11 protein-coding genes are annotated in these 14781 nt (G+C 35.1%); 9 read left to right on the top strand and 2 right to left on the bottom strand.

Annotated features, from left to right (window positions below):
• Window positions 1–2 precede the first annotated feature (2 nt).
• Both WA249_RS08900 and WA249_RS08895 read right to left on the bottom strand, forming a co-directional pair.
• Entirely contained in the window at window positions 3–5582 is a 5580-nt protein-coding gene (locus WA249_RS08900; RefSeq protein WP_336167994.1) for a DUF6765 family protein, read from the bottom strand.
• 25 nt (window positions 5583–5607) lie between these two features.
• On the bottom strand, window positions 5608–6690 hold the full coding sequence (locus WA249_RS08895) for a TadE family protein (RefSeq protein WP_336167992.1): 1083 nt from the start codon (window positions 6688–6690) through the stop codon (window positions 5608–5610).
• A 124-nt stretch (window positions 6691–6814) separates the two neighbouring features.
• Here WA249_RS08895 and WA249_RS08890 point away from each other — a divergent pair, with 124 nt between their 5' ends.
• From WA249_RS08890 to WA249_RS08850, 9 genes are read left to right on the top strand one after another with little or no spacing between them, the layout of a single operon-like run.
• Window positions 6815–7096 carry a Flp family type IVb pilin gene (locus tag WA249_RS08890; protein WP_336167990.1) on the top strand — a complete coding sequence of 94 codons (282 nt, stop codon included), beginning with the start codon at window positions 6815–6817 and terminating at the stop codon, window positions 7094–7096.
• Between the two features lie 58 nt (window positions 7097–7154).
• Complete coding sequence (locus WA249_RS08885) at window positions 7155–8519, top strand: Tad domain-containing protein (protein ID WP_336167988.1); 1365 nt, start codon at window positions 7155–7157, stop codon at window positions 8517–8519.
• Window positions 8520–8527: 8 nt separating this feature from the next.
• Window positions 8528–9259 (top strand): hypothetical protein, encoded by a 732-nt coding sequence (locus tag WA249_RS08880; RefSeq protein ID WP_336167986.1) that lies wholly within the window; start codon window positions 8528–8530, stop codon window positions 9257–9259.
• Window positions 9256–9891, top strand: coding sequence for a hypothetical protein (locus WA249_RS08875; protein WP_336167984.1), 636 nt, complete (start codon window positions 9256–9258; stop codon window positions 9889–9891). Before WA249_RS08880 ends, WA249_RS08875 begins: the two co-directional genes overlap by 4 nt.
• Complete coding sequence (locus WA249_RS08870; RefSeq protein WP_336167983.1) at window positions 9884–10072, top strand: hypothetical protein; 189 nt, start codon at window positions 9884–9886, stop codon at window positions 10070–10072. The genes WA249_RS08875 and WA249_RS08870 overlap by 8 nt, the downstream gene beginning before the upstream one ends.
• Window positions 10072–10914 (top strand): Flp pilus assembly protein CpaB, encoded by an 843-nt coding sequence (gene cpaB, locus WA249_RS08865; RefSeq protein WP_336167981.1) that lies wholly within the window; start codon window positions 10072–10074, stop codon window positions 10912–10914. Before WA249_RS08870 ends, cpaB begins: the two co-directional genes overlap by 1 nt.
• Window positions 10907–12256, top strand: coding sequence for a type II and III secretion system protein family protein (locus tag WA249_RS08860; protein WP_336167979.1), 1350 nt, complete (start codon window positions 10907–10909; stop codon window positions 12254–12256). Before cpaB ends, WA249_RS08860 begins: the two co-directional genes overlap by 8 nt.
• Window positions 12234–13943: an ATPase, T2SS/T4P/T4SS family gene (locus WA249_RS08855; protein WP_336167977.1), complete on the top strand. Its 1710-nt coding sequence runs from the start codon at window positions 12234–12236 to the stop codon at window positions 13941–13943. Before WA249_RS08860 ends, WA249_RS08855 begins: the two co-directional genes overlap by 23 nt.
• A complete protein-coding gene (locus tag WA249_RS08850; RefSeq protein ID WP_336167975.1) occupies window positions 13944–14780 on the top strand; it encodes a type II secretion system F family protein in 837 nt (278 codons plus the stop codon). It abuts the gene before it with no gap.
• Window position 14781 lies beyond the last annotated feature (1 nt).

Genomic DNA, 14781 nt, shown 5'->3' with positions numbered 1-14781 from the left:
CCTTATGGTGAGGCAGGCGGTGTACCTGTAATAGTGAATGGGCTAGATTGTAAGCTAGATATCGATTTTGTAGATAAACGGTAATTTTGAACAGCTAGTTGTATTGCTTCACCTTCTACATCTCTAGTGTTATATTTCTGTACAGATGTATCCCATACCAAGTTGGTATATTTTTCTTTATCTGCCTTGCTTAAGGTTTTAAATACCTCAATTCGGTTGGTAATAGCTTGAGGAACAGAATAACCATCCTTATTTGCTATATAACCACTGACAGCATTTTTATTTTTATCGAAAAGTTGTTTATCATCTTTATCTATAAATTTAATTAATTCAAATTTTTCACTTTTCTTCGGCTTATATCCCCAATTGGTTTTAATAGATTGAGTCTGAATAAGTTCATTTTCCTTTTTTACAGAATTATAAGCATAAATTTTTTGACTGATAGGTGAGCCATTAAGTAGGGCCTGTAAATAAGTTATTTTTTCACTCAGCTTGTCTAAAGATCCAACTTCAGCTTCATAATCTAACTTTTCTGGTATTGCATTATAAATGGCTAAATAGCTTTTTAGCTCATTCCAAGGTACTACTTTAACCTCACTATCAGGTGTGTTTAAAACCGTATTTCGGTATTTAACCAATTTGTCATAGACTTGTTCTTGTTCAAGCAGCGATCGAGTTTCATTAACTGTCCAATCTCCATAGCCAACTATATTCCCAGGAATATTAAATTGTGCATAATGATTGAAAGTAAAGTCAGGATTTGAACCATATGCTCCATGACCAACACCAGCATTTACACCAAATGGATCATTATTCTGATCACGATGTGCAAATGTATCCTCAAATGCATGTAAATATTCTCCAAAGAACTGCATGCTTAAGTTTAGATTTCCACATTTCGCTGCTTTATTGTAGTTTGTAGTTAATGCTATAAGTTGTGGGATATTATTTAAATTTGATGTCAGACGCCATTTTAGATAATCGGCATCTGACATACCTTTAGGTTTCTCTAAATCCCAACTACCAAGTTCCATTCCTTGGAAGGGTTGAATTTTTGCAAATCTATTATTTGTAAAATGATAGTATTCTAATCTTTGTGTCGTAAAATTGTTGTAAAGGCTTTTTCCTGCTCCTGCCTCATCATCAAAAGGGCTTGTATTATCATTGGTATCTACAAACTGAGTAGCCAAAGCAATCCTTCTAGCATTATCCGAATCAATCCCAGCAGTAATTGCTAAGAAGTAAGTCATGTAATAGTGCATATCAGTTTGATATAGCCCATAAGGATCAACTTTATTTAACGGATTATTTCCTACATACAAATAAGGATTTAAACCATCAACTGTACCCATCGGGTCTGGTGTTAAATATCGTCCTACAGTTGGGTCATACTGACGATGACCATTGTCATACAATCCAGTAATCGGGTCTTCATTTTGTCCTGGTAAGCGAATTGATATCGTATAACGCAAATCATCTATAGACTGGGAAATAGGTAAATGATCTGCAACACGGATTAACTTTGCTTCGTTATTATGCGTGCTAACCGTATTTAGACGTTCACCAAATGGCGAATAGTCTGTTTGCCAACGGGTAGTATTATTTTCATCGTATACTTTTACTGGTGCACCAATATGATTGAATTGAACTGCATTAAAAGAAGCAGAAGCTGTATCTAATTGCTCATTCTTTTTTTGAGTTGAAATTTGACTAAACTGCATCACGGGTAAACCTGCGAGTATTACATAATCACGATCAACGACAACATCTTGAATTTCTGGGGCATGAATATCTGAGATTGTTTCATTTGGCATACGTAAACGCTGCTGTTCCCACATACGAATACCATTCACATAACCATTACGTTGAGAAAACTCACGTTGTTGATTTTGAGTATTAAACGCTACAGCTCGTTTAGAAATGAAACCTTGTTGATTGAACTGCTGATCTATTGATACATTATGATTCTGATCATTTGTTCCACGCCAAGAAGTAGATGATGTATCCCATAGTGGGGCACCGCTATTTGCAGAAGGAACATAATCCAAAATAGTATTTACTTCTTGAGGCTCAGCTTGCCACCAAATATGGGCTTGACCAGTAGGAGAGTAAGCAGCTATACGAGTTAATTGACCAGGCTTCATTTCACCTTGCTGAACAATATGCTGAGAAACGCCTAATAACTGTACTGATGCATCTCCGTTTTTACCATAACGGTAAAGGTGAATGGTTTCAGGGTTTTGTTTTTCAGCTTTTTGCCATTGTAGATGACGATTGCCTTGAGCATCATACGCATAAACTTGGACTGGATACCATGAACTTACGCGCTTAGTCTGGGTGTTCTTATTCCATACAGCAATTAATTGATCTTTATCGTCATATTGATAAAATTGATGTCCGGATTCATTGCTATAAATTAAACGATTAGCTTGATCATACACATAATTTGCAGTTTGAATTTCTGACTCAGGTAAACTGTGGCCTAACCATTGGTATTTTATTTTTACAATCAAACGTCCCCACCAAGATTGTGGTTTAGGACTATACCAACGTTGTTGAATCAAACGACCACGGCTATCATAAGTACGCCACAACTGTTGATTTGTTGACAAACGGTAGTGGGTCAATTGTCCAGTGATATTCCATTGAATTTGATCAACAGAAGCTGTCTTTCCATTTTTGGTTAACTGTAAAGACGTAATTTTACCTAAAGTATCTCGGTCATAGTGAATAGTTAAATCACGACGTATTTCTTTACTCAGTAAACCATTTTTATCATATTCATAATCTTCAGCCCATGAACTTATTGGTAAGTCTTTATTTTCCCTTTTTTCAAATAAAAGATGATCAATTTTATTAAGTAGTTGTGGTTGAGTAATAAAGTTAATCGGTTGAATATGTTTGTTACCTAGAGATGTATCGAGCTGAGCTGTTGTATGGTGGAGTAACTTACCATCTTGTGCATATTGCCAAAGTTGTACTTCATCCTGACTAGTCTTACGAATTGGTTTTGAACCATCAAATTCAGTTTTTTGAATTATAGTTTCAGCTTGGGTTTGAGGATTTTTAATTGAAGATTCAATTAGGCGATGTGCATAATCATACTTATTTTTTTGAATAAGACCTTTCTCATCAATTATTTCTACTGCTAAGTCTACCTCGTTAAAGCGATATAATTTTACTCCTGTTCCAGGAGATTGAGTTGCTATTGTTCTTCCAAAGTCATCCATCCATTTATTCTGTTGCAAACCAGCAGAGTACTGTGATGCATGTCCGTGTTTAAAAGAAGAGTTTGTTGAGCTAATAAGCTGGTTATTTGGACTTTGAAGTTGTGATGAGACAATACGACCAAGACCATCAACTTGCTGAATGAAACTGCGCTTTAAAGCATCTTGTTGCTCTATAAACATCCCAGATTGAAAAGTTTTGGAGAGCAAACCTAATGTATCAGTGGCCTCTACAGAAAGAGTGTCATTACTAACATTAAATTTATGGTCGAGACTCTGAATTAACTTTCCGTATTGGTCGGTTGTTATTTCATTTGTTACAATATTTTCAGAATTGTATTGTCTTGTATGAGTTAAACCATTCGGATTTTGAGTTTTAATCAGGCGACCAATAACGTCATAATCGAAATTAGTTTGTTGTAAACCATTTTTTGTTGAAATAAGTTGCCCATATTCATCAAAATGGTTTTCTATACTATGAATTTGATTATCAGAATGATAAACATATTTTGACACCTCTAAACCTGAATTGTAATAACTTAGATCAATTTGAACAGATCGACTTCCGTCAGTAATCTTGACATTTTTAGGACGATTGAGAGGGTCAAATGATAAGACTTGAATTTTCTGCTGACCCGGTAATTCAAGACTTTGTAACTGACCAGTATTGTTATATTGAAAAATACGAACATCACTATCTTTAGGCGAATTAGTTTTTCCATTAGGCAGAGGACCATCTTCCCAACTGAGCCGTCCTTGAGCATCATAACCATAACGAGTTTCCCGAACTAAAGTTTCCCCTAAAGGCGAGAATCCGGTTTCTTTAATTGCAATTAATTGATTGTTTTGATTATAAGTATAACTTTTTCGATACTGCTTTCCAGAAACAACACTAGGATGTGACTCAGCTTTTAAACGACGGAAATCTTGTTGATCAAATTGATTGAGTAGAGGATTGACGAACGAGTGTTGATTTCCTTGCTGTATTGGATATGATTCATACTCATAGGTTGTGGTCTGAGAAGTTAAACCAGTACCCGATACAGTTTTTGCGATGACCGCACCATGATCATTATATTTTAGGTCAATCGCTCGAATAACTTTACCTGTTGAATCGAGATCAGCAGCATAATTAACGAGTCCTTGAGCATTAAAACGATATCGCTTATTGACTTCACCGCAACTACTACAACCAGCTCCAAAACTTTCTAGTAAATGAAATTGAGTACCATCAATCTGATAAGAATAAGTTGTTTTTTGCCCCAGACTATTGGTTACAATATTTTTAAAGACTGGTTTGTTTCCTGCATAAGTTGCCGGCATATTTTGATGGGTTCTAGCATCATATTGAATTGATACCTTTTCCACACCATTGGCATGTTGGCTTAAAATTGCCCGATCTTGATTGTCATATTGCCATTGAGAAATTAACTTAAACTTTTTTTGAGACTGATTAAACTGCCATTTTGAGGTCAAGTTATGAATATCACCACCCTGAAACTTAGGGTCATAAGCATATTTAAAACGACGACCATTAGGGTAAATCACTTGAGCCAGATTGTGATTCCGATCGAGGAAATAATAATACTTACCAATAGGAGTGATCACAGTAATTTGAGGTAAACCAAACCGTGTTGTTATATGCTGAATAGAAAGTTGTTGTCCCTGACCATTTTTAACCGCAACTAAACGTTGCTGTTGATCATAAACAAAAGAAAAATTTAGAGTAGGGTTGTTTTTATCATTATTTGTTAAAGCTGAAATTTTGGTAATGTGTGCAAGACTAGGATCCTGCCCGCCTAAATGTTGAAAAAAGTATTCCTGTCCAGTTTGTGTTTTATGCCAAACCCATGCTGAACCATCTATTTTTTTTTCAATCCAGCCATCATTTGGGTTTAATGGTAATGCTCGAATGATAAATTGATTATTGCCAAGAGGAATTTTATTTTTCTTGAAGTTAATGCGCTGTCCAGACTCTAAACGTATTTGTATGATATCTGGTTGTTCATAAAGTTTAATATCAAAAGAGCTATACCAACCATAACCTAGTGCTGTATCCGCATGACTTTGACTATTATAAAATCTAGAAAATGAAAGACCTTTAAATGCTGGAAGCTCTTTAAAGTCATTGATGGCCTCAAATTTATTACCGTTAAGGACATTGATGGGATTCCCAACCCCAGTGTCAAGACCACCACAAGCATAAGTTGGCCCTTCACTTTGAGTAACTATTGCGAATGAAGAGTTTGCACTACATTGACTAAAGTCAACTACACCAGCATGAGTGGGTAATGAATTTAAACTAGTCGCTAAGCCTAAACTGACTGAGCCGATAGTAAAAATTAGGTTTTTCATATACTAAATTCTTTTAAAGTCATTATTAATAAAAATTTGTTCTCGTTGCACCTGAGCTGCAACCAATTAAATTGTTCGTATCACCAATAATGCTATTGGTAGATGAACTTGTACTACCTGTAGGGGAGTTGTTACCAATGAGACCACCTGCCAATTCAGAACCGATATTCGTAATACCTTGAAAGTTCGTTGCATCTTTTTCAAAACTTGAAATTGCAGATTTTTCAGCCGAATCTTGAATATCTTCTAAAAGATCTTTGTCTTTATGACCAACTTGCCATTGCATTGCTTGATTTTCTTGAAGGCGATCAAGTAAGCCTTCCCCTACTAAATAGCCATTCCGATTTACGGTATTTGTTGGAAGTCCACCCTCAATAGCAGGACTTAGCATTTGAGCTGAAATATCGACCACAATAGGTATTCTGCCAGCAGCTAAAATTCTCAAATTTACAGCATCACGGTTACTCGTAAAAAATGAAGTCAATGCGCTGAAAATATTTTTCATCATGGGAATTCGTGGTTCATATCCATAAGTAAATCGAAGTTTTAATACATTGGCATCTTGTATGTTTTGCTTTGATTTATCTTTTACTGTGTTAGGTTGTATATCTAAATTATCATTTGGAATAATGCGTACAATTTGTCCAGTTTTAATCTGGTAGGCCTTCGCTAAAATAGGATCATTCCAATCATCAAATGACGCCTTAGACGGATTAACCATATGCATGCTAATAAAGGCGGATTCAGTTTTTTTAATAGTCTCTTTTAACAAAGTACCTTTTGCAGCAATTTCAACAAGATTAGGATTGAGTTTGTTTGTAGGTACATTAAAAGGACTTTGAATATGCATATTACCAGGTAAATATATTCCTGGTGTAGCGAAATAAGGTACTAATCCTTTAAAAAAAGCATTTTGAATTCGTACCGGGTCAGCATTATAAATTGCACCAGCACGAGCAGCTTCATATGCTGCATATGTAATATTTAAACGAGCAATATAAATAAGACCATACTGAATACCAATTAAGCTAAGGAATAAAATAAGAGGAGCTATAATTATAAACTCCGTTAGAGAAACACCGTGCTGATATTTCTTTCTTTTGATCACAAAAATATCTATAAAAATAAAATAATATTTGTTTCTTAAGTGAATTTACAGGATAATACACGAAAATGTACAAAAATAAACTGTACATTCAAAACATTTTAATTTTTTGAAATAGAGTATTTAAATGAAAAAAACAGATTTAACACTTAATGTAAAAATGAATAAAGTTCGCGGTCAGGGTATGACGGAATATATTATTATCGTGGCTTTAATCGCAGTTGCTGCAATTGGGGTATTTCGTTTTTATGGTAATACAGCTCGTTCTCAAGTTAGTGTTGCAGCAGCTGCATTAGGGGGGCAGAATACAGATGCAGCTAGACAAAGTGCAACGGATAATGCTAACGCTGCGACAGCAGAAGGAACGGTTGATAAGCGTTTAGATACGTTCCAACAAGGCTCTCGATAAAATAAATATATAGCAATTTATAATGGTCATGCTTAAGTTGGTTAAATAAGGCGATAATATGAAGCATCAGTCAGGGCAATCAACAATGTTGATGCTTATTGTCTCTTTAATATTAATGTTGACAGTTGTTTTTGTTTTTAATACAGCTCAATTATTATCTGAGCGGCAACAAGCAAAAATGCTAGCCGATCAAGCTGCATATGCAACAGCAACACGTCAGGCAAGATTGTTAAATATAAATGCTTATATTAATCGAACTCAAATCGCTAATCAGTTAGCTATTGCTCAAGGAGTTAGTACAGCTTCTTGGGCTAAATATGCTGCTAAAACATCCACCAATATTAGTAATGCTACTCGCTGGTTTCCGCCCGTCAGTGCTGTTTTTGCCAACATTGGTAATGGCTTAGATTATTTCGCAGATTATATTGGGCCATATATTAAAGCTTACGGGGTTGAAGTTAAAGCTTTAGAGTCAGCACAAGCTGCTTTAAATCTGGCGAGTAATGCTACTGTATTAAATACTCCAACAGAATTTGCTGAATTAACAAAAAGTAATAGCTCTGATTATGATGTCCGTTTAGTCATGTCGGCTTCGACGTTTCCAGCCCAAATTATGAGGCAATATGTTGCAAATGAACGGCAACGTATGGCCGATGTGGTATTGAGCTCTGCGGATGCTTTTATTACTAATCGTAGTAAAAACGATATTGTACCTGAGTTAGTTTTAGCCCCTGGAGGGTGGGATGAATATCATATACATAAAGCTGGTGGTACTGAATTAGTGCAACTTGATGAGTGGAAGGGGGTTGATACTTTATCAATTCATCATTACTACAAATTCTTTAAAAGATGGAGAGTGAAAAAAGGACATGATGAAATCCCAATTGGTTGGGGAAGTGCACTTGGGAGTCAGTTGGGTAAAGATAATGCAAGAAAATCAGGTAGCTATGGAGAGGCGAGTTTAACTAATCCACGTGCTCGAGGTTATGCTGAAAATAATACTCCGCAGTGGGATGTTCGGAATAATGGTGGGAAAATCACTGGTGTTGGAATTCCAAAGTTTTATGAGTTGAACGATTTAAATAATAAAGACATGAATTTTCCATTTGTTATTTCGGTTAGAAAAGCTCGTAATAAATTGGAAACCGTGAATAGAAATTCTAACTTAAGAATGTCATCTAATTTTACGGTACTTGATAATTATGATGAGTTAGAAGGCGGTATGCTCCGCAATGGCGATATGCAGTCTATAACTCAGGCTGAAGTTTATTTTCAACGTCCTTGGGAACTAGAAGTGGCTGGAAATCAAATCAATCATGAATATGGTTCATTATTTAGCCCTTACTGGAAAGTACGATTATCCGATGATATGGGAGTTAATAAACGTGCTTTAGTTGTCTCTGAAACTGCTCTATTGGATTGAAAATATTAATGAAAAACAATCAAAAAGGTCAATCAATTGCTGAATTTGCCATTGGTGCGGGAATACTTAGCATGTTGTTAATTGCTATACCTATGGTTTCTAAGTTAGCCACCGTAAAATTAAAATCGGAACAAGCTGCAGATTATGTGGCCTGGAGAGTTAATAAAGGAATTAATACGGATGATCCTGCTACGCTTTCAAGGGAAGTGGGACAACGGTTTTTTGCTAGAACGGGTGCTGATGTTTTAAGTGCGCGGAACGCTGATTGTGACGATACAGCAGATAAAGATATGGCTGGTCAGTCATTAGTACATTGGGACTCTATAGATGTATCTACCAGACAACAAGTTGAAAATTATAGTAAAACCTTAGGTTTCGATCCATTAAAAGTGGCTGCTAAACCGTTTGGAAACTTAAAATCTAATGGTCAATATAACGTTGAGGTTACTATCCCCGTTAATTTTGTAACCGGTATCCCTGATTTTGGAGTACCAGATACATTTAATATTAGAAGTTCATCAGGAACATTAAGAAATAACTGGGCTGCAAATAACTCGAATGAAATTAAAAAAACTGTAAAAAAATCCACATATTTACTTCCTTATGAGCTCATACAAGCCAATATTAATACAGTATATAACGTTGCTGTTGCTTCTATGGGGTTTGAAAAAAAGATTCAAGAAGATGGTATTTATAAAATGGATATTGTTCCAAATGATCGAAAAGCTACTCTAAAATGATGAAAAAAATAAAGTTGATGCTAGTTGTGATTTTAATGCTTTTTATTTTTACAGATGTAAATGCATGTTTGGTCGGTGATTTAAAAGAAAAGAATATGCGGTTAATTCCAATTGGTAAAAATTCCTTATTAAATGGGTCATCAATTCAAATGTTTGATCTATTTTCTCCAAGTTGTGGTTTGGAGTGTTATATGAATATTTTAAATAAAAAAAACTTAAGGTTCACTAAACAAGGTTCTTTGTTTTATATTACAGTCAATGGTGGAGTTACTTTGCAATTGTTAAGTATTTCTAATAATGCGATGACTGGTCGGGTAATTTGTCAATCCAAGAATAACTCAAAATATATCCAACTACCTGGTTATATAAAACTAAATAAGCCCTCTACCGATTTTCAAAGTGAAGATAATGGTTCAATTAGCCGTACCATGATGTTTAAGAATTTTAATAAAAATGATTATCTGAACTTAATTCATCAAATACAAAAGCAAGCAAAAACGAGCGACTTAAATTCTTCATTTTCATATTTTGAATTAAGAGATGGTAGTGAAGTAAATCTGGTTTTTGATATGAGAAAATCAATTGATCATTTAGTTATTGTTTATATTAAAAAGAGCACATCACATGCGTAATTCAATTAAAGGAAATACCGCAACCGAATACTTAATATGTATGGCTTTTGTTCTGACTATATTGGTTGCTGGGAATGGTATTTTTGGAGATGGTAGCTTTTTTGGGATATTTAAAAATACTTACGACTTATTTATGAATAGATTTAATGCAACAGTTTTGAATTTGGATGCGATACCGTAATGAATTTACCTCCTATTAATAAAAAGGTTTTTGCCTTTATTATTTCAATTTTAATCGGTTTATTCAGTATCTGGGGGTTTAAAAAAGCTTTTGATCATAAAGTTGAAACTCTTACTCAGAAAGGGCCAGAGGTTGCCTATGTTGTGGCGAGTAAAGAGCTAAGTGCTGGAAATGTGATATCAACTAATATTGTTTCACAAAGAAATGTTCCATCGGAATATCAGCAATCTAATGCAGTCTTGGCTTCTGATTATAACTCAATTGATGGCCTTCCTTTAAAGGTCGACTTAAAACCTGGCGATATTATTATGTATTCCATGGTTGAGATGAAAAAAGACATTTCAAAACTTATTCCACCAGGAAGAAGAGCTTTAACAATTCCTGTAGATGATGAAAGTTCTATTTCCACCATGCTGAAACCTGGTGATTTGATTGATCTCATGGTGACTTTGCAAAGTAATGAGAAAACAGCAACTGTACCTTTAATGCAGGGCGTTAAAATTTTAGCGACTGGTAAGCAAACTGATGTTAATCATGAGGCTGGTGATGCTACTGGTTATACCAACATCACTTTAGATGTAAGTGCTGAAGATGCTAAAAATATTACCATGGCTGCAAGTATGGGGCGAATTTCAGCCGTGCTGCGAAATCCTGATGATCAGGTGATGAGTGATACTTCTGGTTTTATGCAATTAGTGAATACACAAAAACGAAATACGGTTGTAAAGACCCCAACGGTTCCAGTTTCTACGCCTATGGTAAGACCTGAGGTTAATTCGCATATTCAAGAAAATCAAAAATCTTCAGGTTTTAATATTATTTATGGAAATAAAGATGAATAAGTCAACTTTATCAAAAACAATACAGAGCACATGTTTAGCTTTTGTGGCAAGTACTACAGTATGCCATGTCAGCGCAATGTCTGATGAGTTGTATATTGGGGAAACACTTTATCTGAATGATCCAGCTATCACAGATGTTGTCATTGGTAATGACAAAATTGTTAAAGCAAAAAATGTGGGGCGTAAAGGTATAGCATTAACAGGGGTGACTGCGGGAGATACCACGGTTAAAATTTGGAATGGTAAACAGTATATTTCATCTGAAGTTCATGTTTTTCCAAGTAATTTAAAAAAGACGTTAGAAAATTTACGTTCAGTTCTAGGTACTATTCCAAATCTGAGTATTAATATTATTGGTGATAATGTTGTTCTGCAGGGAGCGAATATTAGCGCAGATGATAAGGAAAAGATTGATAACTATGCCAGTCTTTTTAAGAATGTGGTCAATTTAGCTAAGACTAAAGAAAATAATGTCCAAGAAAAACAAAAAATGATTTATTTGGATGTTCGTGTTGTAGAGATTTCAACTTCCTCTAGTAAAGAAATAGGAATTAATTGGAATACTTCCTCTATTGATGGTCCAAAATTTGGGATTCTCGGAGACTTCAAACGAAGTGCCGCTTTTACTTCAGCTAATAATCCCCTTGCTAATAATATTCTCCCATTACCTAAGATTGATCCATTCCAAACATATTTTGGTTTAGCTAGTTATATAGATAGTAAGATTAATCTCTTACAAGAGAATGGAACGGCTAAGATTATTGCTCGACCGCTTTTATCTTGTAAAAATGGTGGTAATGCAACTTTCTTATCTGGTGGGCAAATTCCTTACCAATCGTCAGGAGCAACAGGAACACCTTCGATCGAATTTAAAGACTATGGTATTAAGCTAGATATTCATCCTACAATTTCTAATGAGGGGATTGTTGCTAAAATTTTAGCTGAAGTGAGTACTATTGATTCATCAGTACAAGTATCTGGCGTACCTGGATTTTTAACAAGAAGAACAGAGACAGAGTTTGTGGTTGGTCAAGGACAGACACTTGTATTAAGCGGTTTGGTCGGAGCTGAGAAAAATAGTACTGGAAGTGCAGTTCCTGGTTTAGGAAAAATTCCGGTATTGGGTAATTTATTTAAAACCAGATCAAATCGATTAAAACAAAATGAACTGGTCTTTTTTGTGACACCTTATGTATATGAAAAAGATTTTGAATCCAAAATGCAGCGTATAGGTCAAAGTTCAGATAGTGTTGTTCAAGCTGAGTTGGGTTCTGGATTAATGCTTCCTAAAAACTATAATTTGCAAGATGAGAATGTTGATGAAACTGAAAATAACAAATAAAAATCAGGAATCAATACTCACGTTTGAGACCACAGAAATTCTAATTGGTAAGTCAAAGAAATGTGATTTACAACTAAAGGGATGGTTTATAGCTGAACAACATTGTTCACTTAAAAAGTTAAGTGGAGGATATGTTGTTGAAGATTTAAACCGTGGTGCCAACGGGACAGTTGTAAATGGCCGAAAAATTGATTTTTATGGACCTATCAATTTACAAGTGGATACTATTGTTATTGGCGGATATACAATTCAACTTTTAGAGGATGATTCAATTGATCAATCTATAAAAGTTATCAATTCTGAAGCGATTGATCCGATAGTATTGGATGGTTTGAAAGATACAAAAGATGATGAGGTTGTCTATAGTACTCAAGTTACCAATATCCCTTATAACTCTAAAACCTATAAGGTTTTAGAGGTTGAATGGATTCAAATATTAAGAGAAAAGCTAGTTAAGCAAATGGATCTAAGGCGCAAGGATATTAATACCATGACGCCAGAAGAGTTAAGGGTAGAAACTTTAACATGCTTAGAACAAGTTTTATTTGATGTTGATGAAGAGCTTCCGCAAGTCCTAAATGTAGATCGATTAAAGCAAAAAATTATTAATGAAGCGATTGGTCTGGGACCACTAGAGGAGTTGTTAAGTAATCCTCAAGTCACTGAAATTATGGTGAATGCTAGGGATGAAATTTTTATTGAACAATCCGGAAAAATTATCAAAAGCGATTTGGAATTTACCAGTAATAAAGCAATTTTAGATGTAATTGAACGGATCGTAACGCCATTAGGGCGAAGAATTGATGAAAGTTCCCCTATGGTAGATGCACGGTTAAAAGATGGTTCTCGGGTAAATGCCATCATTCCGCCGTTAGCAATTAAGGGACCGACCATAACCATTCGTAAATTTCCAGAAAAAAGAATATTAATTGAAGATCTAGTTAGCTTTTTCAGTTTGAATGATGACATGGCAGATTTTCTTCAGCTGTGTGTTGCAGCAAAAAAGAACATTTTGATATCTGGTGGAACAGGCTCAGGGAAAACCACTTTATTAAATGTACTTGCAGGTTTCATTCCGAATGGTGAGCGCGTAATTACAATTGAAGATGCAGCAGAGCTAAAGCTGGATCATGATCATTTGATTTCTTTGGAAGCTCGACCTGGTAATAATGAAGGTAAAGGAACGATAAATATACGTGATTTAGTTAAAAACTCATTACGTATGCGACCTGACCGTATCGTAATCGGGGAATGTCGAGGAGCCGAAGCTCTAGATATGCTCCAAGCCATGAATACAGGTCACGAAGGTTCGCTTAGTACACTACATGCAAATACTCCGCGAGATGCGATAGCTCGTCTTGAAACCATGATTATGATGGCGGGTATGGATTTGCCACTGACTGCCATCCGGGAACAAATTGCATCAGCAGTTGATGTCTTAATACAACAGTCAAGATTTTCATGTGGCTCTAGAAAAATCACTTATATCACTGAAGTAACTGGTATTGAAAGCGGCAAAATCCAGCTTCAGGATATCTATAGGTTTGATAAAACAGGAATTGATCTAGATTCACAAAAAACTAAAGGTCAATTTGCTGCAACAGGGCTTATACCAACATTTTTACAGGAGCTAAATGAATCTGGATTCAAGATAGATATTACTAAATTTCAGAGTAATGGGTTCTAAATGTATATTTATTTAATATTAATTGCTGCTGTTATTGTTGCATTAACTTATTATCTAATCGTTTCTGAAAGCTTAAGCCAGATTTTTTTAAAAAAGACTAACAAATTAGAAGAACAGTTAAATCTCAGCTATATATTTTTAAATTTAAAGAGAATTCTCTTTATTTATTTTGTATTGCTGATAGTAACTTTAAGTTCAATACTGTTAGTTTTTAAATTTAGCGTGATTTATATATTGGTGGCTATCTTTTTTTCTATCTTACCTTTTCTTTTAATTAAAAGATTTAAAAAAGTGCAAGTTGAAAAAATGGAACAGCAATTACCTGATGCTTTAATGTTAATTTCTGGGGGGCTGAGATCAGGAGCCAGTTTGAGTACTTCTTTGTTTCAATTGACACATGAATGTTTACCTCCGTTAAAAAATGAGATTGGTTTAATTATTAAAGAACAAAAGGTTGGCCTACCTTTAAATGATGCATTGCTCAACTTCCAAAAACGTATGCCGATCAATTCGGTCGTGCTAATGACAACTAGTATCCGAATTGCTTTAGAGACGGGGGGAGAATTAGCTGAGACTTTAACCAAAGCGGCTGAGACTCTACGTCAAATTAATCAATCAGAAGGGAAAATCAAGGCATTAACGGCACAAGGAAAAATGCAGGCATGGGTGGTTGGTCTGATGCCAATTGGATTGATTTTAGTGTTATGCCAAATGGAACCTGAAGCTATGGATAAATTATGGTCTACGCCAGCAGGTTGGATTGCACTAGCAGGAATCGCCTTATTTGAAGTAATGGGTATGATTTTTATCAGAAAAATTGTTAATATTGATGTATAGC

The sequence above is a fragment of the Acinetobacter sp. 161(2023) genome (assembly GCF_037027805.1).
Taxonomy (GTDB): Bacteria; Pseudomonadota; Gammaproteobacteria; order Pseudomonadales; family Moraxellaceae; genus Acinetobacter.
The sequence above is the reverse complement of the archived record's forward strand: the minus strand, read 5'-3'. Positions and strand labels throughout refer to the sequence as shown.